Source organism: Streptomyces sp. NPDC127097, assembly GCF_042724075.1.
Lineage (GTDB): Bacteria > Actinomycetota > Actinomycetes > Streptomycetales > Streptomycetaceae > Streptomyces.
This window is the reverse complement of the sequence record NZ_JBHXFI010000044.1, coordinates 44,110-64,323: the sequence shown is the minus strand read 5'-3', so window position 1 is coordinate 64,323 and position 20,214 is coordinate 44,110. Positions and strand designations below refer to the sequence as shown.

Here is a 20,214-nt window from a genome sequence, read left to right as displayed (position 1 = left end):
GGTGACGGTGGCGGTGAGGGTCACGGGCGTGCCGGCGACCGGGGTGGCGGGCGAGGAGGTCAGGGTGACCACGCAGCTCGGCGCCGCGGTGACGGTCAGCAGGGCTGAAGCTGACCCACTGGTGGGACCACTGGCGACCACCGGCCCCGTGGTGGTCGCGGTCAAGGTGACGGACGCAGAACCGGTGCCGTCGGCGGTCACCGTGATCGGTGCTACCGCGTCGTAGGTGAAGGTGATCGCCTCTCCCGCTACGGCACCGGTGGCGGTGGCTGTGAAGACCCCGCCAGCCGGAACGCTTGACGGGGTGAGGGAGACAGTGAGTGCCATGTTGGACAGCCCCTTTCGAAGGCTCCACGAAGGAGGTGGGGGGCTGCTGCACGCCAGAGAAAAGGAAACGCTCCGCACATGCTCACCTGCCGGGGGTGCCCTGACGAACGGGACAGAATCGCCGCATGACGGCAGTCGTCCCTGCTCCCCCGACAGGGGATGGGCACCCCACCGTCGGTAGCACCGATTCAAGGGACTGCCCGCACGACACGCCATAGTTGGCGACCGGATTAGCCCGGATGGCGCAGCGCGTATCCGCGGCGGGTACCGCCCCCGGGCCTCAAGTACTGTGCGCCGTCGCAGCCTTGCGCCGCAGGTGGCGCCGGGGAACTCCACCTCCTGGCCGAGGGCTTGACCGCCGCGCTCGCCGACGTGCACCGCGTCGCGGAGAGCCGGGGCGCCCGGCCGGCCGAGGCGTGGGGGGAGATCCGGCGCCCGGAGGCGCCCCGCGGAACCCGCGGTTCTTAACCGCCGGTCAGCGGATCCTCAAGGCCGCCTTAAGGATCTGCGGAGAGGCACTGACCTGCTGTTTCCGGTCTCCGGGCGGCCGTATTTTCGACGCCGTGACGATCCACGCCGGCCTCAGCGACGGGTACGCGCCGGGCGGCGCACCCGGTCCTGGTGCCCCGCCTACGGGCCCCGCCGACCCGCCCCCCACCCACCCGCTGTACTCGCGGCTCAGCCCCCGGTACCTGCCGCCCCGGCCGGCCCACGCGCCGCGCCGGGCCCCGGCGGTCGCGCCTCCGCTGCGCCTGACGCCGACGGCATTGCTGCGGGGGCTGGCCGGCGGTGCGGTGGCGGTCGTCGCCCTCTGGCTGGTGCAGGCCGAGCCCTCGGTACGGCTCGATGCGGTGTTCGCCACCCTGGCCCACCTCAGCGGGCTGCTCGCGGGCTACGGAATCCTGGTGATGCTGCTGCTGATGGCCCGGGTGCCGGCCGTCGAACACGGCATCGGCGCCGACCGGCTGGCCCGTTGGCACGCCCGCGGCGGCCGCCATGTCCTGACCCTGTGCCTCGCCCACACCGTCTTCGCGCTGTGCGGTTACGCCGCCCATACCGGCGTCGATGTCCTCGGTGCCGCCGTCGGCCTGATGGGCTACCCGGGCCTGGCCGCGGCCGCCGTCGGTACCGCGCTGCTGGCGGGCGCCGGCGTCACCTCGGCCCGTACGGTCCGCCGCCGGGTACGCCATGAGACCTGGCGTGCCGCACATCTGCTGACCTACGTCGGCGCCGCCCTCGCCTTCGCCCACCAGCTCTCCGGCCCGGATCTGGCCGGCGGACCGCTCGCCGTCTGGCTGTGGACGCTGCTGCACACCACCGTCGGCACCCTGCTGGTCTGGTACCGCCTGGTCGTGCCGGTACGGCAGGCGCTGCGGCACGGTCTGCGGGTCACCGAGGTCCGGACCGAGGGGCCGGACGTGGTCTCGGTCGTCATGCAGGGCCTGGGGCTGACCGCACTGCGGGCCGAGCCGGGGCAGTTCTTCCGCTGGCGGTTCCTGGACCGGCGGCTGTGGCGGACGGCCCTGCCCTTCTCGCTCTCCGCACCCGTGCGTGACGACACCCTGCGGATCACCGTGAAGGCGTGCGGCGACCACACCCGCCGGATCCGCCGGCTGCGGCCGGGCGTACGGGTGCTGGCCACCGGCCCGTTCGGCGCGCTGACCGCGCACCGGCGGACCCGGCGCAAGGTGCTGCTGCTCGCCGGCGGGGTCGGGATCACCCCGATGCGTGCGCTCTTCGAGACCCTGCCGGGCGGCCCGGGGGACCTCACCCTCCTCTACCGGGCGGGCAACGCCGCCCAGTTGGTGCTGCGCGAGGAGCTGGAGGCGATCGCCGCGGCGCGCGGTGCGGCGCTGCACTACCTCCTCGGCCCGTCCGACGGCCCCTTCGATCCGCTGGCCCCCCAGGCTCTGCGCCGGCTCGTCCCGCACCTGGCGGAACACGATGTCTATCTGTGCGGCCCGCCCGGCATGTCCCGGGCCGCGGCCGCCGCCCTGGAACGGGCCGGGGTGCCGGCCGACCGCATCCACTCCGAGCAGTTCACCTTCTGAGGGCCGCCGAGCGGTACGCCGTCCCGGCCGGCGGCGGCCCGCTGTCCCTCGTCGGCCCGCTGTCCCGCCTCGGCCGGTTGTCCCGTGTCAGCCCGGCGTCCCCCGTCGTCCGCCCGTCGTCCCCGTCGCCCCTCGTCGGCCCGCGCCCCGCTCATCCCGCCCGCCGTTCACCTCGCTCCGACCCGCAAGGAACCCGCCACCATGGCCCGACATCGCAAACCGCACACCGTCCCGGCCGTCACCGTCCGGGCCCGCCGTCAGCTCGCCGCCTGCCTGGTGGGGGCCAGCGCGCTCGCCGCCACCCTGGTGTCCCGGACGGTCGCCCCGGCCGCCCCGCCCTCCCCCGACCGGGCGCCGTCCGGGTACGGCCTCCCGGACCGGAGCGGCGCCGTGGAACTGGTCCACGCGGAGCGCTAGGGACCGCCGGCGCCCCACCGTGCCCGAACGTCTTTGTCGCTACGCCAACGCGCTCAGCTGCGCCAAGTCCCCGTCCGTGAGGGCGATCCGGCCCGCCGCCAGGTTCTCGTCGAGGTGGGCGGGGGAGCCCGTACCCGGAGTGGGGAGCAGGACGGGGGAGTGGTGCAGCAGCCAGGCGAGGGCGATCTGGCCGGTGGTGGCGCCGTGCCGGGCGGCGACGGCGGTGAGGACCGCGCCCGCGGCACCGGTCAGGGCGCCGTTCCCCAACGGGAACCACGGCAGAAACGCGATGCCGTGCTGCTCGCACAGCTCCAGGACGTCCTCGGCGGCACGGTCCAGCAGGTTGTAGCGGTTCTGCACCGACGCGATGGGGGCGATCTCCCGGGCCCGGATCAGCTCGGCCGCATCGATGGAGTCCAGGCCGATGTGCCGGATCTTTCCCTCCCGTTGGAGGTCCAGCAGCGCGCCCAGCTGATCGGCCATCGGTACGTCCGGGTCGAGCCGGTGCAGCTGGTAGAGGCCGAGGGTGTCGGTGCGCAGCCGGCGCAGGCTCGCCTCGCAGCCGGCGCGCAGCTGCTCGGGGCGCCCCGCGAGGTGCCAGACGTCCGGGCCGGTACGGACCACCCCGCCCTTCGTCGCGATCACCAGCCCCTCGGGATACGGATGCAGGGCGCGGGCCACCAACTCCTCGGCCACGTCCGGGCCGTAGTTGTCGGCGGTGTCGATCAGCGTGACCCCGTGCTCGACGGCGCGGCGCAGCAGCGCGACGGAGCGCTGCGGATCGTCGTGCCGGGGGCCCCAGTAGCCGGGGCCGACGAGCCCGCCGGTGCCGAGGCCGAGCCGCCGGACCGGCAGCTCCCCGCCGAGGGAGAAATCGGCCAACACGGTTTCCGTATCCATGAATTCGGAGTTTAAGCGCTGTCCCGTAGGTGGCGCCCGGTTCATAAGATCAGCCGGTGCCTCCTGACATATCGCTCTTCACCCTGACCCTGCTCTGCCTCGCCGCGCTCGCGGCGGGCTGGATCGACGCCGTGGTGGGCGGTGGCGGACTGCTGCTGCTCCCCGCGCTGCTCGTCGGTCTGCCGCACGCCCCGGTCGCGTACGTACTGGGGACCAACAAGTCCACCGCCATCGTGGGCACCACCGCGGCCGCGGTCACCTACGTCCGCAAGGCCCCGATCGATGTCCGGACCGCGCTGCGCATCGGCCTCGCCGCGGTCGCCGGTTCGCTGGCCGGGGCGTTCTTCGCGGCCGGGATCAACAGTGCGGTACTGCGGCCGCTGATCATGGCCGTCCTGCTCGGGGTGCTGGTGTTCATCCTGCTCCGGCCGGCCTTCGGGACCGCCCCCGCGCCCTCGGGGCCGGTCTCCCGCCGGCGCGTCCTGGTGGCCGTCCTCATCGCGGGCCTGGGGATCGGCTTCTACGACGGGCTGATCGGGCCCGGGACCGGGGCGTTCCTGATCATCGCGCTCGCCGCGGTGCTGCACATGGACCTGGTCACCGCCTCCGCCACCGCCAAGGTCGTCAACTCCTGCACCAATGTCGGCGCGCTCACGATGTTCGCGATCCAGGGCACCGTGCTGTGGCAACTGGGCGCCCTGCTCGCCCTGTTCAACTTCACCGGGGGCATGGTGGGCGCCCGGATGGCCCTCAAGCGCGGCGTCGGTTTCGTCCGTGGAGTGCTGGTGGTCGTGGTCGTCGCGCTGCTGTGCAAGCTGGCCTACGACCAGTGGCTGGCGGCCTGACGGGGGCGGCCTGAGGGTGGCGGACCCCGCCGCCGCTCAGAACCGGCAGTGGTACATCCGCCCCATGTCCCGCACCCCGGGCAGCTTCGCCACCATGCGGGCCGCCAGCCGGCTGCCCGCCGACAGCTTCTCGATGCCGGGGATCTCCAGGGCGCTGATGTTCTCGACGATCTCCAGCTTCGGGCTCAGCGCCGCGATCCCCGCGGTGTCGGTGCCCCAGTGCAGCCGCGCGCCGGCCTTCACCACGACGCGGTTGAGCCACTGGGCGCGGATCGCGAACCTGCTGAAGGCGTCGAACGCCAGCTCACCGCTCGGCACCCGGTCCATCAGCCGCCGCAGCAGCGCCGTGCCGTCCGCCTCGGTCAGATACATCAGCAGTCCCTCGGCCACGATCATCGCCGGCCGGTCCGGGGGGATTCGTGCCACCCACGCAGGGTCGGTCACGGACGACGGGATGGCCGTGTAGCCCGTGCGCTCCGGGTAGAGCTGCCGCCGCAGCTCGATGACCTCGGGGTAGTCGATGTCGAACCACCGCACCCCCGGCCCCGGGTCGAGACGCTGGACGCGGCTGTCGAGGCCGCAGCCCAGATGCACCACCGTCGCCTCCTCGTGCCGGGCGAGGAAGCGCGCGGTCCAGACGTCCAACTGCCGGGCGCGCAGCGCGACTGCGGCCGCTTTGCCGGGGCTCAGCCGCATCTTTCGGAAGTCGTAGTCGAGCCGCCGCACGGTCTCGGCGGCGGTGGTGTCGCCGAGGATCGGATCCTTCGCTCGGCTGTCGACCGCGCGGCCGTAGAGCGTGGCGAGAAGGGTTTCCTTCTCCTCGGTGAGATGCACCTGGGGACGCGGGTGGGTACGCGGACTGGTCATGAAGTACAGAGTACTTAAGATTCAGAAAAATGTGAATACTCAGAAATTCCAGAGACGGGGGAGGCGCGGGCTGCCCCCGGCTGCCCCGCGCTATCGCCGGTCCGCCCCCTCCAGGGCCGAAGGGCGCGCCCCGGCCGGAATCTCCGTGACGGCGGTCAGCAGTACCGCCGAGTCCTCCACGGCCAGCAGACCGTGCCGTTCGCGCGGCGTCATGGCGACCTGACCGGCCATCAACTCCTGGCCGCCGCCCGCTCCGGTCAGCCGGACCCGCCCGCGCAGGACTTGCAGGCTCGCCGCCGGGGGCGCGTTGTGCTCGTCCAGCGCGGCGCCCGCGACCAGCGCGATCACGGTCTGCCGCAGCCGGTCGTCGTGCAGGAAGAGCCGGGCACTGCGCCCGTGCGTGGAGGCCCTGGCCTCGTCGAGCTGCTGGCGGGCGAGCGCATCGAGATCGTCCATGATGCTGGCCTTTCGCGTACGGACCGGCGGCTGGGCTGCCCTTTCCATCGTTGCCGGTGCACGGGGGGACGCAACCGGGGAGCCCGGCTCAGGGCCCGGAGTCCGTGAACGGCGTCCGGGTGCATACCGCCGCGGGGCGGGCCGGTCACTTACGGGATGATCATCCGGTCCGTACGATGCGAGGCGGTCCGTGGCGTCGCCGAGTCCGCTCGGCCGTGCCGCGGACCCGTGCCGCCGGCTGGCCCGCCCGGCCCAAGCGGCCCCACCGTCCCGTCCGTTCCCTCCCGCCCCCCACCGTGAAGGATGCGCACCCGTGGCCGACCCGACCGCCCCGAACGACCCGCCCGACCCCACCGGGCGGCAGACCGGATTCCTGACCGTCATGACGACCACCGACAGCGAGACCAAGGCCCGGAAGCTGGCACGCGGCGCGATCGAGGGCCGGCTCGCCGCCTGTGCGCAGATCAGCGCGCCGGTGACCTCGGTGTACCGCTGGGACGACGCGGTCGAGGCCAGCCAGGAGTGGCAGGTGCTGTTCAAGACGGCCGAGGCACGCTACGAGGAACTGGCGGCCTACCTCCTCGACGCGCACGACTACGACACCCCCGAGATCATCGCCACCCCCATCACCCGCGGTGGCACCGGCTATCTGTCCTGGGTCGCAGAGGAGACGAGCTGACAATGGAGCGCGACACCACCGAACCCGGGGCCACCGAACCCGGTGCCACGACGCGAGTTCACCGGGCGCGGCCCACCCGGAAGCGCTGGGTCCGGGCCGCGGCGGCGGTGGCCGGAGTGACGGTGTGCCTGGCCACCGCGACCGTCGGCCACGCCGTCAACGAGGCCCGGCGCGCGGCACCGGGCGACGGCGACCCCAGCCCCGACGCGACCTGGACCAGCCGGGACGCCGCCGACTACTGGACGCCCGACCGGATGGCGGCCGCCGCACCGGCCGGCAGCGACACCCCGGCCCGGCCCGAGGCCCCCACCCCGACCGCGGCCACGACCCGGTCCGCCGCGCCGAAGGGAACCGCCGCCGCGGCCCGCGCCGGCCGCACCGCCAAGCACTTCAACGGCATCCCGTCCGTCGGTGTGCTGTTCTCCGTCGACGGGGACTCCAAGGCACACCACTGCACCGCCAGCGTGGTGCACAGCCCGCACGGCAACCTCATCCTCACCGCCGGGCACTGCAATCCGGGGACCCGTGCCGCGTTCGTCCCGCAGTATCGTTCCGGCGCGGCCACCCAGCCGCACGGGGTATGGGCGATCAAGGACACCTTCGCCTACCCCGAGCGCGGCACCAGCGGCGCCGGGGCGGACCTCGACTTCGCCTTCGCCACCGTCGCCCCCGACGAGGACGACCGCACCCTCGAAGAGGTCACCGGCGGCAACACCCTCTCCCCGACGCCCGGTTACACCAACGACGTCACCGTCATCGGCTACCCGAACGTCCGCAACGACCCGGAGGACCGGGCCGTACGCTGCGCGACCCGCACCGGCCGGCTGTCCGGCACCCATGAACTGCGCATGGAATGCGGCGGGTTCTACGGCGGGACCTCCGGCAGCCCCTGGCTGAGCGACTTCGACGAGGACAGCGGGACCGGCCGGGTCATCGGGGTGATCGGCGGCCTCAACGGCGGTGGCCCGAAGGGCCCGGACGCCGACCGGATCTCCTACAGCCCGTACTTCGGGACGAAGATCCTCAACCTGTACGCCCGCGCGGCCGAGAAGTGACCGCCCGACGGAGGCGCCCAGGGCGTGTCCGCATAGTCCCGTCTGGCTCGCGACGCCTGGCACGCACGCTCGCTGTGTTGTCGGGATCGTCCACGTAGACCCACTACGAGGACGACCCTCCGCCTTGCGATCGCACGCACCAGACGCCGCGAGCCCCGCCTTACGGGCGAACGACGGGACTATGCGGACACGCCCTAGCCGGCGTCCGCCAGCGCCTCCGTCACCCCCTTCTCCTGCGGCCCGAGGAACTGCGGGTCGGGCCGCAGCAGCGCGTCCGCCGCCGCCTTCCCGGCCGCGAAGATCTCCCGCACCCCGCCGTACGCCCAGGTCACATCGTGCTTCGCGGCCACCCCGACGCCGTCGGAGTCGACCCCGGCCGCGTTGCACAGGGCCAGCGCGCGCCGGATGTGGAAGCCCTGGCTGACCAGCACGGCCCGGTTCACCCCGAAGATCCGGTGGGCCCGGCTACAGGAGTCCCAGGTGTCGAAGCCCGCGTAGTCGCTGACGATCTTCCGCGCCGGGACGCCGTGCCGCAGCAGATAGCTGCGCATCGCGTCCGGCTCGTCGTAGTCGGTCCGGCTGTTGTCACCGGTGACCAGGACCGCGCGGACGGTGCCCCGCTCGTACAGCGCGGCGGCCGCGTCCAGCCGGTGGGCGAGATACGGCGACGGCGCGCCGTTCCACAGGCCCGCGCCGAAGACGAGGGCGACCGGCGCGGACGGGGCGTCCGCGACGCCGTGCACCCGGGGCCCGGCGGTCGCGTTCATCCAGGTCGCGGGCGCCAGCGCGAGCACCGTCCCCGCCACCACGGCCTGGAACGCGCGGCGCCGGCCCCGCCGGGTCCGCGGCAGCCGCAGGCGGCGCACCCCGCTCCATATCCGTCGCACCAGTCCCGGTACCGGCCCGCGCATCCCCGCCCCCGTCCGCTCGCGATCGATCTCGCAGGCTCCGACGCCCGGTGCACCCGTGATGGTTGCAGCGCGGGCCTGGCATCGTGGCAGAGAGCACCCCGCCCGGAGAGGACCGCACCACCATGACCCGCGAGCCCGAGCGGCTGCCGTTCTTCGTCTACGGGACGCTGCGGCCCGGCGAGGCCAACTACGGCCGGACCCTGCGCGGCCGGACCGCGGCCGAGGAACCGGCCCACATCGGCGGCGCGCTGCTGTACGACGGCCCCGGATACCCCTACGCGACGACCGGGCCCGCCGGCGCGGTGGTGCACGGCGCCCTGGTCCGGCCCCGCGACACCGACTACGACGCGGTGTGCGCGGACCTGGACCGGCTGGAGGGCTATACCCCCGGTGACCCGCACAACCTCTACGAGCGGGTGCCCACCGAGGCCGTGTGCCCGGACGGCCGGACCGTACGGGCCTGGGTCTACCTGGCGGCCGGCCCGCTCGCCGCCCGGCTGCGCGCCACCGGCACCCCCATCGCGGGCGGCGACTGGCCGGCCTCGCGGGCCGCGGCCGGCTGACCGTCCCCGCGCCCGCCGCACACCACCCGGCCGCCCCCGGGCGCCGCCGCGGCAGCCGGCCCCGCCCCGGCTAACCTGGACGACTCCTCGCGTACCAGGGCTCCCACCCGTACCGAGGGCCCTTCCCGTACCGCAGAACAGGTGTGACCGCGTGGCTTCCTCCCCGTCCTCCCCCTCCGCCGCAACCGCCCACGAGCCGCTGCCCAAAGCGGAGCTGCATCTGCACATCGAGGGCACGCTGGAACCCGGGCTGGCCTTCGCGCTCGCCGAGCGCAACGGCGTCGAGCTGCCCTACGCCACCCAGGACGAGCTGCGCCGCGCCTACTCCTTCGCCGATCTCCAGTCCTTCCTGAACCTCTACTACGCGCTGATGGCCGTGCTGCGCACCGAGGACGACTTCGCCGACCTCGCCCACGCCTATCTCGCCCGCGCCAAGGAGCAGGGCGTACGGCACGCCGAGATCTTCTTCGACCCGCAGGCGCACACCGCGCGCGGCGTCCCGATCGGCACCGTCATCAACGGCCTGGCCCGGGCCCTGGACAGCGCCCCGGAGACCTATGGCATCAGCACCCGCCTGATCATGTGCTTCCTGCGCGACGAGAGCGCCGAGTCCGCCCTCGCGACCTTCGAGGCGGCCCGTCCCCACTTCGACCGGATCACCGCCGTCGGCCTGGACTCCGCCGAGGTCGGGCACCCGCCGTCGAAGTTCAAGGAGGTCTACGCGCTGGCGCGGGAGGCCGGGCTCAAGTGCGTGGCGCACGCGGGGGAGGAGGGGCCCCCGGCCTACGTGTGGGAGGCCCTGGACGTCCTCGGCGTGGACCGGATCGACCACGGGGTGCGCTCCCTGGAGGACGAGCGGCTGGTGGCCCGCCTGGTGGCCGACCAGGTGCCGCTCACCGTCTGCCCGCTGTCCAACGTCCGGCTGCGGGTCATCGACGACCTCGCCGACCACCCGCTGCCCGCGATGCTGGACGCCGGGCTGCTGGTGACCGTCAACTCCGACGACCCGGCGTACTTCGGCGGCTACGCGGACGACAACTTCACCGCCGTACGCGATGCCCTCGGCCTCGACCAGGAGACCCTGCGCACCCTCGCCCGGAACTCCTTCCGCGCCTCCTTCCTCGACGAGCCGACCCGCGAGCGGTACCTCCGGGAAGTGGACGCCCACCAGGCGTAGGCCCCCGGGCGGCAGGGCCGCGTGAGATGTCCCCTGCCGCCCGTCCTGCCCCCGGGGCGCGTCCCGCCGGCAGCGGGCCGGAACACAACGTTCGCCCCGGGGAAACGGGACGGCAACGCCCGGCTGCCACGCTCAGGTCATGACGGCGCCGATACCGCACCTGCCCTCCGCGTCCCTGGCCCCCCTCGGCACGGGTGACCTCGCCGCCGAGATCACCGCCCAGCTCAGCACCCAGCTCCGCCGGGTCCGGCTGCACGGCTTCCGCGCCCCGGAGGCCCCGGCGCCCACCCTCGTCGCCGTCGCCCACGGCAGCCGCGACCCCCGCGCCCTGCCCACCGTCCGGGCCCTGCTGGACCGGGTCCGGGCGCTGCGCCCCGGCCTGGACGTACGGCTCGGGCACATCGAGCTGAACCGGCCGCTGCTCGCCGACACCCTCGACGGGCTGTGCGGCGCGGCCGTCCTCGTCCCGCTGCTGTTCGGCCGCGGCCATCACGTCACCCACGACCTGCCCGCCGCGCTGCGCGGCGCACCCCACCTGACCGGCCGGGTCGCCGAACCCCTCGGGCCGCACACCCTCCTCGCCGAGGCGCTGCACGGCCGCCTCCTGGAGGCCGGCTTCCCCGAGGCCCCGGGCCCGCGCACCGCCGTGGTCCTGGCCGCCGCCGGCTCCCGGGCCCCGCGGTCCGCCCAGGACACCGAACGCACCGCACACCTCCTCTCGGCCCGGCTCGGCGGCATCCCCGTCCTGCCCGCCTACGCCTCCGCAGCCGCCCCCACCGTCGCCGAAGCGGTCCGTACGCTGACCGCCCGCGGCCACGACCGGATCGCCGTGGCCGGCTGCTTCACCGCCCCCGGACGCTTCGCCACCCAGTGCGCGGCCGCCGCCCCCGGGCCCGCCGCCGAACCCCTGGGCGACCACCCCGCCCTGGCCCGTCTCGTACTGCACCGCTACGACCAGGCCCTCCAGGCTCCTGCCGGATCCGGCCCGGAGGCCCGCAGGGCGGCTACCGTCGCTGTATGACGGGCACCTCACCAACCATCCCCGGCTACACCGCGGCCGACCTCGAACGCTGGGTCACCGAGCCCGACAAACGGCCGGGACGCACCGCCTTCCAGCGCGACCGCGCCCGGGTACTGCACTCCGCCGCGCTGCGCCGGCTGGCCGGCAAGACCCAGGTCGTCACCCCCGGCGCGCACACCGCCGCCTGGGACGCCAGCCCACGTACCCGGCTGACCCACTCCCTGGAGTGCGCCCAGGTCGGCCGGGAGCTCGGCGCCGCCCTCGGCTGCGACCCGGACCTGGTCGAGACCGCCTGCCTGGCGCACGATCTCGGCCACCCGCCCTTCGGGCACAACGGCGAGCAGACGCTCAACGAAGTCGCCGCGCCCTGCGGCGGCTTCGAGGGCAACGCCCAGTCGCTGCGGCTGCTGGCCCGTCTGGAGCCCAAGCGGTTCGTGCCCGCCGAAGACGGCTCGACGGTCAGCGTCGGGCTGAACCTCAGCCGCGCCGCCCTCGACGCGGCCACCAAGTACCCGTGGGCGCGCGGCGGTCACCCCACCGACCCCACGTCCCCGAAGTTCGGCGTCTACGCGGACGACGCGCCGGTCTACGCCTGGTTCCGGCAGGGCGCCCCCGACGGAGCCCGGAGCTTCGAGGCGCAGGTCATGGACTGGTCCGACGATGTGGCGTACTCGGTGCACGACGTCGAGGACGGGCTGCACGCCGGACACCTCGACCCCAACCTCCTGCTCGCCGACGCCGAACGCGCCGAGATCTTCGAGGTCGCCGGTGCACGCTACGCCCCCGGCGCCGGCCCCGCGGAGCTGGCCGCGGCGCTGGACCGCCTTCTGGAGCAGGAGTGGTGGCCGCACGGCTACGACGGCTCCGCCCTCGCCCAGGCCCGCCTCAAGGACGCCACGAGCCAGCTGATCGGCCGCTTCTGTCTCGCCGCGGAGGCCGCGACGCGGGCCCGGTGGGGGGCCGGACGGCTCACCCGCTACGGAGCGGAGCTGGTGGTTCCGGACGAAACCCGGCTGGAATGCGCCGTTTTGAAAGCCGTCGCCGACCGGTACGTCATGCAGCGTCCCGACCAGGAGGCGCTCCGCGCCGACCAGCGTGTCGTCATCGCCGAACTGGCCGAGGTGTTGTTCGCCCGCGCCCCCGACGGCCTTGATCCACAGTTCCGTTCACTGTTCGACACGGCCCCCGACGACACCGCGCGGATGCGCGCCGTCATCGACCAGATCGCCGCCCTGACCGACGCCTCCGCCCGCTCGCTGCACGCCCGTCTCACCCGTCGTCCCGGTCACGGCGGGGCCAACCGCGGGTGACCCTGGAGGAAAGCCCCTCTTCCCCCCTCACGCTCCGTGCGGGACGCTCGAACCCCACCGTTTTCGAACGGAGCACCCTGACAACAGCGAACAGCGAGCCCTGACAGGCACGGCAACCCCGTTCGGCGGACGGCGACCGGGAACCCCGATCGGCGGCGCCCGGGAACCCCGACGCCACCGGACGCATCAACGGGGGAGAGCACCGGGAGAGCACCGGGGGGTACATCGGGGCGTTCACGGACGCGGACGCGGACGCAGGTACCGCAACGAGGAGGAAGCAAGTGGTCGACGCACACCAGACGTTCGTCATCGTCGGGGGTGGCCTGGCCGGGGCGAAGGCCGCGGAGACGCTCCGCGCGGAAGGCTTCACCGGCCGGGTGATCCTCATCTGTGACGAGCGCGACCACCCCTACGAGCGCCCCCCGCTCTCCAAGGGGTACCTGCTCGGCAAGGAAGAGCGCGACAGCGTCTTCGTCCATGAACCCGCCTGGTACGCCCAGGCGCACATCGAACTCCACCTGGGCCAGCCCGCCGTCCATCTGGACCCCGAGGCCAAAACGGTCCGCCTCGGCGACGGCACCCTCATCGTCTACGACAAGCTGCTGCTGGCCACCGGAGCCGAGCCGCGCCGCCTGGACATCCCCGGCACCGGCCTGGCCGGTGTGCACCACCTGCGCCGCCTCGCGCACGCCGAACGGCTGCGCGGCGTGCTGGCCTCCCTCGGCCGCGAGAATGGGCATCTGGTGATCGCCGGCGCCGGCTGGATCGGCCTGGAGGTCGCCGCCGCGGCCCGCTCCTACGGCGCCGAGGTGACCATCGTCGAGGCCGCCCCGACCCCGCTGCACGGCATCCTGGGACCCGAACTCGGCGGCCTGTTCGCCGATCTGCACCGCCAACACGGCGTCCGCTTCCACTTCGGCGCCCGCCTCACCGAGATCGTCGGCCAGGACGGCATGGTCCTCGCCGTCCGCACCGACGACGGCGAGGAACACCCCGCCCACGACGTGCTCGCCGCGATCGGCGCCGCCCCGCGCACCGCCCTCGCCGAACAGGCCGGGCTGGACCTCGTCGACCGGGAGGCCGGCGGCGGTATCGCGGTCGACGCGGCGCTGCGCACCTCCGACCCGTACATCTACGCCGCCGGCGATGTCGCCGCCGCCGACCACCCGGTCCTGGACAGCCGCCTGCGCGTCGAGCACTGGGCCAACGCCCTCAACGGCGGCCCGGCCGCCGCACGCGCCATGCTCGGCCAGGACGTCAGCTACGACCGCATCCCGTACTTCTTCTCCGACCAGTACGACGTCGGCATGGAGTACTCCGGCTACGCCCCGCCCGGCTCGTACGCGCAGGTCGTCTGCCGCGGTGACCTCGCCAAGCGGGAGTTCATCGCCTTCTGGCTCGGCGCGGACGGCCGGCTGCTCGCCGGGATGAACGTCAACGTCTGGGACGTCGCCGAGTCCATCCAGCAACTCATCCGCTCCGGGGCGTCGTTGGCGCCCGAGGCGCTGGCCGATCCGGAGGTACCGCTGGCCTCGCTGCTCCCGTAGCGTGCCCGTATGACGCCAAGCCCCAGCGGTCCCACCGGCCCCGGCAGCACCGACGTCCCGGACGTCGTCACCCTCGACGACGTCCGGGACGCCGCCCGGCGGCTGGCCGGGGTGGCACACCGCACGCCCGTGCTGCGCTCCCGCACCCTCGACGCCCTGACCGGCACCGAGGTCCACCTCAAGTGCGAGAACTTCCAGCGGGTCGGCGCCTTCAAGTTCCGCGGCGCCTACAACGCCCTCTCCCGGCTGTCCCCGGAACAGCTGGCCCGTGGAGTCGCCGCCTACTCCTCCGGCAACCACGCCCAGGCCGTCGCGCTGGCCGCCCGGGAGCTGGGCAGCCACGCCGTCATCGTGATGCCGGAGGACTCCCCGGAGTCCAAGCGGGCGGCCACCGCCGGATACGGCGCCGAGATCGTCACCTACGACCGCTACACCGGCGACCGCGTCGCGATCGGCCGGCAGCTCGCCGAGGAACGCGGCCTCGCGCTGATCCCGCCGTACGAGCATCCGCACATCATCGCCGGCCAGGGCACCGCGGCCCTGGAGCTGATCGAGGAGACCGGCCCGCTCGACGCACTGCTGGCACCGGTCGGCGGCGGTGGGCTGATGGCCGGCTCGGCCACCGCCGCCACCGCCCTGGTCCCCGGCATCCGCATGATCGGCGTGGAGCCGGAGGCCGGCGACGACACCCTGCGCTCCCTGGCCGCCGGCCACCCCGTCACCGTTCCCGTGCCGCACACCATCGCCGACGGCCAGGCCATCGCCACCCCCGGCGAACTGACCTTCGCCGTCAACCGGCGCCTCCTCGACTCGGTCGTCCTGGTCACCGACGACGAGATCCGCGCGGCCATGAAGTTCGCCTTCGAACGCCTCAAAATCGTCACCGAACCCAGCGGCGCCAGCGCCCTGGCCGCCCTCCTGGCCGGCCACATCAGCCCCCTGCCGCCCCGCGTCGGCGTGATCATCTCGGGGGGAAACGTGGGGCTGGAACGCTTTCTGGAACTGCTGGGGTGAGCTGGGGGGGCGCGGGCTCGTCGGTCTCGGCGCCGCGGCGTGGATTTCGCCGGGTCCGGGGCGGGCTCCGCCGCGCTGCCGGCTGCTCCCCCGCCCCCTCCCCCTCCTCCCCCTTCGGGGGGAGGGGGCGGGGGTGGGTTCGGGGGTGGGGGGAGAGCCCCGGCGTTCGCGACGACGCGTGGCCAGGGCTGTCCGACCCCGGCCGTAGAATTCACGCGTGGCAGGCAGGATCAACGATGACGATGTGAAGGCGGTGCGGGACGCGGTCCCGATCGACGCCGTCGTGTCCGAGTATCTCCAGCTCCGCAACGCCGGCGGCGGCAACCTCAAGGGCCTGTGCCCCTTCCACGACGAGAAGTCCCCGTCCTTCCACGTCAGCCCGGCCAAGGGGCTCTACCACTGCTTCGGCTGCCAGGAGGGCGGCGACACCGTCGACTTCGTCATGAAGATCGACCACCTCTCCTTCGCCGAGACCATCGAGCGCCTCGCCTCCCAGGCCGGTATCACCCTGCGCTACGAGGAAGGCGGCTACACCCCGGGCCGCCAGCAGGGTGAGCGCACCCGCCTGGTGGAGGCCCACAAGGCCGCCGCCCAGTTCTACGTCGAGCAGCTCGACGGCCCCGAGGCGGAGATCGCCCGCAAGTTCCTCGCCGAGCGCGGCTTCGACCAGGCCGCCGCCCAGCATTTCGGCGTCGGCTACAGCCCGGCCGGCTGGGACCACCTCACCCGCTTCCTGCGCGGCCGCCGCTTCAGCGACCAGGAGCTGGTCCTCTCCGGCCTCTCCCAGGAGGGCCGCCGCGGCCCCATCGACCGCTTCCGCGGCCGTCTCATGTGGCCGATCCGCGATATCGCCGGCGAGGTCGTCGGCTTCGGCGCCCGTAAGCTCCGCGACGACGACAACGGCCCCAAGTACCTCAACACCCCCGAGACCCCCATCTACCGCAAGTCCCAGGTCCTCTACGGCATCGACCTCGCCAAGAAGGAGATCGCCAAGACCAACCGCGCGGTCGTGGTCGAGGGCTACACCGACGTGATGGCCTGCCATCTGTCCGGGGTCACCACCGCCATCGCCACCTGCGGTACGTCCTTCGGCGAGGGCCACATCAAGATCCTCCGCCGGCTGCTGATGGACAACTCCGGCTCCGAGGTCGTCTTCACCTTCGACGGCGACGCCGCAGGCCAGAAGGCCGCCCTGCGCGCCTTCGAGGACGACCAGAAGTTCGCCGCCGAGACCTCCATCGCGATCACCCCGGGCGGCATGGACCCGTGCGATCTGCGGCTCGCCAAGGGCGATCAGGCGGTCGCCGATCTCGTCGAGGCCCGGACCCCGCTCTTCGAGTTCGCGCTGCGCCATGTCGTCTCCCGGCACAACCTCGACACCACCGTCGGCCGCGCCGCCGCCCTCGACGAGGCCGCCCCCATCGTCGCGCACATCAAGAACAGCTCCATCCAGCACGAGTCCGCCGTCCAGCTCGCCGGCATGCTCGGCATCCTGGACACCCAGTTCGTGGTCAAGCGCGTCTCCCAGCTCGCCCGCTGGGCCCGCGAACGGGGCCGGGACGGCGGTCCCGACCAGGGCCGTCAGCAGCGCCGCGGCCAGGCCCCGGCGCCCGTGGAGGCCGGCCCCGCGCCCGGCCCGCGCGGCCCGGCGCTCAACCTCCGCAGCCCCGCCCACCGCGTCGAGCGGGAGCTTCTCAAGCTGGCGCTCCAGCGCCCCGACCTGGTCTCCCCGGCCTTCGACGCCTACGGTGCCGACGAGTTCACCGCCCCGCCCTACGCCGTGGTCCGCCGGTGCATCGAGGACGCCGGCGGTGCCGCGGCCGGCGCCGCCGACCAGGCGTTCATCCCCCGGGTGCGGGAGGCCGCCCCCGACGACACCGTCCGCGCCATGGTCACCGAGCTCGCCGTCGAACCGCTGCACACCCGCCGGGACCCCGACGAGGCGTACGCCGGCGTCCAGTTGGTCGCCGTCCGCCTCGCCGCCGTCAATCAGCGCGTCACCGAGATCCGCGGCACCCTCCAGCGCCTCGGCCCCCGCGCCGACCCCGAACACCTCGCGGCCGTCCAGAACGAACTGTGGGTCCTCCAGCAGTACGGCCAGTCCCTGCGCGAACGCGGCTACGCCGCCCTCTAGGGGCACCGCGCCGCCGGTAACACCCCGCGGTAGCCGTCCGGTCACGGACCGGACTCAAAAAGTGCACGCACGCCCCTCGTGGCAGGCGTGTGTCGTACTCCACACTGAGAAGCGGTGCCTGAGTCCTCGGTGCGCCGCGGGCCCGGCCGTACCGCGCCGGAATCCCCCGCGGAACCACTCGTGACGTACGGGACGGACGGCGGCCCGGCCGCCACCGTGCCCGACCTTTCTGCCGCTTCAGCAGCGATCACCCTGGAGGTCGCCCCCGTGCAGACCCAGACCCTCGCCGACGCGCCGGCCGCCACGGAGCACGACCCGGAGCACGAGCCGGACCCGGCCGCGGAGCCGCTCACCGTGCCGCAGCAGGCCGAACCACCCGCCGCCGAGATGATCGTCGAGGAGATCACCCCGGAGCCGGTGCCGCGCCCCGAGGCGGGCAGCCCGTCCGCCGATCTCTTCCGTCAGTACCTTCGCGAGATCGGCCGGATCCCGCTGCTCACCGCCGCCGAGGAGGTGGAGCTCGCCCGCCGGGTCGAGGCCGGTCTCTTCGCCGAGGAGAAGCTCACCAACGCCCCCGACCTCTCCTCCCAACTCGCCTTCGACCTCGACAAGTTGGTGGTCCTGGGGCGGATGGCCAAGCGCCGTCTGATCGAGGCGAACCTGCGTCTGGTGGTCTCCGTCGCCAAGCGCTATGTCGGCCGCGGACTGACCATGCTCGACCTCGTCCAGGAGGGCAACCTCGGGCTGATCCGCGCCGTCGAGAAATTCGACTACGCCCGCGGCTACAAGTTCTCCACCTACGCCACCTGGTGGATCCGCCAGGCCATGTCCCGCGCCCTCGCCGACCAGGCCCGGACCATCCGCGTCCCGGTCCATGTCGTCGAGCTGATCAACCGCGTGGTGCGGGTCCAGCGCCGCATGCTCCAGGAGCGCGGCTACGAACCCACGCCCGAGGAGGTCGCCGCCCATCTCGACCTCACCGGGGAGCGCGTCAGCGAGGTGCTGCGGCTGGCCCAGGAGCCGGTCTCGCTGCACGCCCCCGTCGGTGAGGAGGAGGACGTCGCCCTCGGCGATCTCATCGAGGACGGCGACGCCGCCTCACCCGTCGAATCCGCCGCGTTCCTGCTGCTCCGCGAGCACCTCGACGCGGTGCTGTCCACCCTCGGGGAACGGGAGCGCAAGGTCGTCCAGCTCCGCTACGGCCTCGCCGACGGCCGGCCCCGGACGCTGGAGGAGATCGGCCGGATCTTCGGCGTCACCCGTGAACGGATACGGCAGATCGAGTCCAAGACCCTCAACAAGCTCCGCGACCACGCCTTCGCCGACCAGCTCCGCGGCTACCTCGACTGAGCCCGCCGGGGCCCGCCCGCCGCAGGGCCCGGCCCCGCACGCCCTGCCCAGCAGGCCCGGCCTCGCACGCCCGGCCCCGCCCGTCCGGCACCCGCCCGGGACCTCACGCCTCCCGCTGGAACGCCCCCGGATAGGTCTCGTCGCGCACCGCGGCGTACTGCTGGCGCACGGCCTGGCCGACCGCCAGCTCCTCACCCGGCTCGAAGACCTGGCTCGCGGCGGCCGGCCACTGCGGGGGATCGACCCAGGCGGGCCCGCCGCCGGTGCCGGACTCCGCGCCGCCGGCCGGGGTGAGGGTGCCGTGCGCCACCCCCCAGGCCCAGGCCGCCTGCCGGGCCGCGCCCAGCGCCGCGTACTCCGCCGGCTTCGGCACCACGACCGGCACCCCGAACAGCGCCGGCGCCACCGCCTGCACCGCGAACAGCTCCGCCGCCGCGCCCAGCAGGAACACCCGGCGCACCGCCATGCCCCGCCCCCGCAGCACGTCCAGCGCGTCCGCGAGCCCGCAGAGCATGCCCTCCACGGCGGCCCGCGCCAGATGCTCCGGCTTCATGCTGTCCCGCCGCAGCCCGTGCAACGACCCGGCGGTATGCGGCAGATGCGGGGTCCGCTCGCCCTCCAGATACGGCAGCAGCACCATCCCGTACGCACCGGGCGACGAGTTCATCGCCAGCTCGGACACGCCCGCCAGATCCGTCCCCAGCATCTCCGCGGCCCCGCGCAGCACCCGTACCGCATTGCTGGTGTGCACCACCGGCAGATGCCGGCCGGTCGCGTCCGCGAACGAGGTGATCGTGCCGCTCGGGTCCACCAGCGCCTCGTGATGGATCCCGAACACCGACCCCGAGGCGCCCAGCGACACCACCGCGTCGCCCTCCCCGACGCCGAGCCCGAAGGCGGCGGCCATCGTCTCGCCCGTACCGGCGGAGATCAGCAGCCCCTCGGGGGTGAAGCCCGCCGTCCCCGACGGGCTCAGCAGCTCCGGCAGCCGCACCTGGTGGCCCAGCGCCAGCTCCACCAGATCCGGCCGGTACGACTCGGTCGCCGCCGACCAGAAGCCCGTCGCCGAGGCCCCGCCACGGTCCGTCGTCCGCCGGGCTGGCCGCCCCAGCAGCTGCCACGCCAGCCAGTCGTGCGGCTGCATGACCTCCGCGATCCGGGCCGCATGCGCCGGCTCGGTACGCGCCAGCCAGCGCAGCTTGGTCACGGCATGGGTTGCCTGCGGCACCGCCCCGACGGCCTGCGCCCACGCGGTACGCCCGCCGAGCGAGTCGATCAGATCCGCCGCCGCACTCTGTGCCCGCTTGTCGTTGCCGACCAGCGCGGGCCGTACGAGATTGCCCTCGACGTCCAGCGGCAGCAGTCCGTGCGGCTGCGCGGAGACGCCGATCGCCTGCACCCCTTCGAGCAGCCCGTGGCCCGCCGCCTCCCCGAGCGAGATCAGCCACGCCTGTGGATCGACCTCGGGCCCCTTCTCGACGGGGTGCGGCGCGTACCCGCGCCTGATGACGGCGCCCGTGTCCGCATCGCAGACGACGATCTGTGTGCTCTCGGACGAACTGTCCAATCCGGCGACTATCCCCATGGCCT

General features: G+C 73.7%; 18 protein-coding genes and 1 pseudogene. 13 read left to right on the top strand and 6 right to left on the bottom strand.

Annotated features, from left to right (window positions below):
* Positions 1 to 327: pseudogene (locus ACFWJW_RS27695) on the bottom strand (Ig-like domain repeat protein); the annotation flags it as partial.
* A gap of 746 nt (positions 328 to 1,073) precedes the next feature.
* On the opposite strand from ACFWJW_RS27695, the gene ACFWJW_RS27690 reads away from it, so the two are divergent.
* A complete protein-coding gene (locus ACFWJW_RS27690) occupies positions 1,074 to 2,378 on the top strand; it encodes a ferric reductase-like transmembrane domain-containing protein (RefSeq protein WP_387246501.1) in 1,305 nt (434 codons plus the stop codon).
* A gap of 201 nt (positions 2,379 to 2,579) precedes the next feature.
* Complete coding sequence (locus tag ACFWJW_RS27685; RefSeq protein WP_387246490.1) at positions 2,580 to 2,795, top strand: hypothetical protein; 216 nt, start codon at positions 2,580 to 2,582, stop codon at positions 2,793 to 2,795.
* Between the two features lie 39 nt (positions 2,796 to 2,834).
* Here the strand turns inward: ACFWJW_RS27685 and ACFWJW_RS27680 are convergent, their stop codons facing one another.
* On the bottom strand, positions 2,835 to 3,695 hold the full coding sequence (locus ACFWJW_RS27680; RefSeq protein ID WP_387246488.1) for an aldo/keto reductase: 861 nt from the start codon (positions 3,693 to 3,695) through the stop codon (positions 2,835 to 2,837).
* Positions 3,696 to 3,751: 56 nt separating this feature from the next.
* Between ACFWJW_RS27680 and ACFWJW_RS27675 the strand changes: the two genes are divergently transcribed.
* Positions 3,752 to 4,540 carry a sulfite exporter TauE/SafE family protein gene (locus ACFWJW_RS27675; RefSeq protein ID WP_387246486.1) on the top strand — a complete coding sequence of 263 codons (789 nt, stop codon included), beginning with the start codon at positions 3,752 to 3,754 and terminating at the stop codon, positions 4,538 to 4,540.
* A gap of 36 nt (positions 4,541 to 4,576) precedes the next feature.
* Here the strand turns inward: ACFWJW_RS27675 and ACFWJW_RS27670 are convergent, their stop codons facing one another.
* Complete coding sequence (locus ACFWJW_RS27670; protein ID WP_387246484.1) at positions 4,577 to 5,407, bottom strand: class I SAM-dependent methyltransferase; 831 nt, start codon at positions 5,405 to 5,407, stop codon at positions 4,577 to 4,579.
* A 90-nt stretch (positions 5,408 to 5,497) separates the two neighbouring features.
* Positions 5,498 to 5,863 (bottom strand): cupin, encoded by a 366-nt coding sequence (locus tag ACFWJW_RS27665; protein WP_387246482.1) that lies wholly within the window; start codon positions 5,861 to 5,863, stop codon positions 5,498 to 5,500.
* Between the two features lie 313 nt (positions 5,864 to 6,176).
* Here ACFWJW_RS27665 and cutA point away from each other — a divergent pair, with 313 nt between their 5' ends.
* Entirely contained in the window at positions 6,177 to 6,542 is a 366-nt protein-coding gene (gene cutA, locus ACFWJW_RS27660; RefSeq protein WP_387246480.1) for a divalent-cation tolerance protein CutA, read from the top strand.
* Between the two features lie 2 nt (positions 6,543 to 6,544).
* Positions 6,545 to 7,597: a trypsin-like serine peptidase gene (locus ACFWJW_RS27655; protein ID WP_387246478.1), complete on the top strand. Its 1,053-nt coding sequence runs from the start codon at positions 6,545 to 6,547 to the stop codon at positions 7,595 to 7,597.
* A 194-nt stretch (positions 7,598 to 7,791) separates the two neighbouring features.
* On the opposite strand, the gene ACFWJW_RS27650 is transcribed toward ACFWJW_RS27655, so the two are convergent.
* A complete protein-coding gene (locus tag ACFWJW_RS27650; protein WP_387246476.1) occupies positions 7,792 to 8,508 on the bottom strand; it encodes a vancomycin high temperature exclusion protein in 717 nt (238 codons plus the stop codon).
* Positions 8,509 to 8,630: 122 nt separating this feature from the next.
* On the opposite strand from ACFWJW_RS27650, the gene ACFWJW_RS27645 reads away from it, so the two are divergent.
* From ACFWJW_RS27645 to ACFWJW_RS27610, 8 genes are all read left to right on the top strand, one after another.
* Positions 8,631 to 9,071, top strand: a complete 441-nt coding sequence (locus tag ACFWJW_RS27645) for a gamma-glutamylcyclotransferase family protein (protein WP_387246499.1) — start codon at positions 8,631 to 8,633, stop codon at positions 9,069 to 9,071.
* Between the two features lie 151 nt (positions 9,072 to 9,222).
* The gene (locus ACFWJW_RS27640; RefSeq protein WP_387246475.1) at positions 9,223 to 10,248 is read left to right on the top strand and encodes an adenosine deaminase; all 1,026 of its coding nucleotides are present in this window, start codon (positions 9,223 to 9,225) and stop codon (positions 10,246 to 10,248) included.
* 139 nt (positions 10,249 to 10,387) lie between these two features.
* A complete protein-coding gene (locus tag ACFWJW_RS27635) occupies positions 10,388 to 11,269 on the top strand; it encodes a sirohydrochlorin chelatase (protein ID WP_387246473.1) in 882 nt (293 codons plus the stop codon).
* Positions 11,266 to 12,579: a deoxyguanosinetriphosphate triphosphohydrolase gene (locus ACFWJW_RS27630; protein WP_387246471.1), complete on the top strand. Its 1,314-nt coding sequence runs from the start codon at positions 11,266 to 11,268 to the stop codon at positions 12,577 to 12,579. Before ACFWJW_RS27635 ends, ACFWJW_RS27630 begins: the two co-directional genes overlap by 4 nt.
* A 281-nt stretch (positions 12,580 to 12,860) precedes the next feature.
* Positions 12,861 to 14,126 (top strand): NAD(P)/FAD-dependent oxidoreductase, encoded by a 1,266-nt coding sequence (locus tag ACFWJW_RS27625; RefSeq protein WP_387246469.1) that lies wholly within the window; start codon positions 12,861 to 12,863, stop codon positions 14,124 to 14,126.
* Between the two features lie 9 nt (positions 14,127 to 14,135).
* Positions 14,136 to 15,140 carry a pyridoxal-phosphate dependent enzyme gene (locus tag ACFWJW_RS27620; protein WP_387246467.1) on the top strand — a complete coding sequence of 335 codons (1,005 nt, stop codon included), beginning with the start codon at positions 14,136 to 14,138 and terminating at the stop codon, positions 15,138 to 15,140.
* Between the two features lie 217 nt (positions 15,141 to 15,357).
* Positions 15,358 to 17,274, top strand: a complete 1,917-nt coding sequence (dnaG, locus tag ACFWJW_RS27615) for a DNA primase (protein WP_387246465.1) — start codon at positions 15,358 to 15,360, stop codon at positions 17,272 to 17,274.
* A 114-nt stretch (positions 17,275 to 17,388) separates the two neighbouring features.
* Positions 17,389 to 18,624, top strand: a complete 1,236-nt coding sequence (locus ACFWJW_RS27610) for an RNA polymerase sigma factor (protein WP_387246463.1) — start codon at positions 17,389 to 17,391, stop codon at positions 18,622 to 18,624.
* A gap of 103 nt (positions 18,625 to 18,727) precedes the next feature.
* On the opposite strand, the gene ACFWJW_RS27605 is transcribed toward ACFWJW_RS27610, so the two are convergent.
* Entirely contained in the window at positions 18,728 to 20,209 is a 1,482-nt protein-coding gene (locus ACFWJW_RS27605) for an FGGY family carbohydrate kinase (protein ID WP_387246461.1), read from the bottom strand.
* Positions 20,210 to 20,214 lie beyond the last annotated feature (5 nt).

Coding starts and splice junctions, on each gene's coding strand:
- ACFWJW_RS27685 (WP_387246490.1), top strand. CDS start 2,580: ATGGCCCGACATCGCAAACCGCACACCGTCCCGGCCGTCACCGTCCGG.
- ACFWJW_RS27680 (WP_387246488.1), bottom strand. CDS start 3,695: ATGGATACGGAAACCGTGTTGGCCGATTTCTCCCTCGGCGGGGAGCTG.
- ACFWJW_RS27670 (WP_387246484.1), bottom strand. CDS start 5,407: ATGACCAGTCCGCGTACCCACCCGCGTCCCCAGGTGCATCTCACCGAG.
- ACFWJW_RS27665 (WP_387246482.1), bottom strand. CDS start 5,863: ATGGACGATCTCGATGCGCTCGCCCGCCAGCAGCTCGACGAGGCCAGG.
- ACFWJW_RS27655 (WP_387246478.1), top strand. CDS start 6,545: ATGGAGCGCGACACCACCGAACCCGGGGCCACCGAACCCGGTGCCACG.
- ACFWJW_RS27650 (WP_387246476.1), bottom strand. CDS start 8,508: ATGCGCGGGCCGGTACCGGGACTGGTGCGACGGATATGGAGCGGGGTG.
- ACFWJW_RS27645 (WP_387246499.1), top strand. CDS start 8,631: ATGACCCGCGAGCCCGAGCGGCTGCCGTTCTTCGTCTACGGGACGCTG.
- ACFWJW_RS27635 (WP_387246473.1), top strand. CDS start 10,388: ATGACGGCGCCGATACCGCACCTGCCCTCCGCGTCCCTGGCCCCCCTC.
- ACFWJW_RS27630 (WP_387246471.1), top strand. CDS start 11,266: ATGACGGGCACCTCACCAACCATCCCCGGCTACACCGCGGCCGACCTC.
- ACFWJW_RS27620 (WP_387246467.1), top strand. CDS start 14,136: ATGACGCCAAGCCCCAGCGGTCCCACCGGCCCCGGCAGCACCGACGTC.
- ACFWJW_RS27605 (WP_387246461.1), bottom strand. CDS start 20,209: ATGGGGATAGTCGCCGGATTGGACAGTTCGTCCGAGAGCACACAGATC.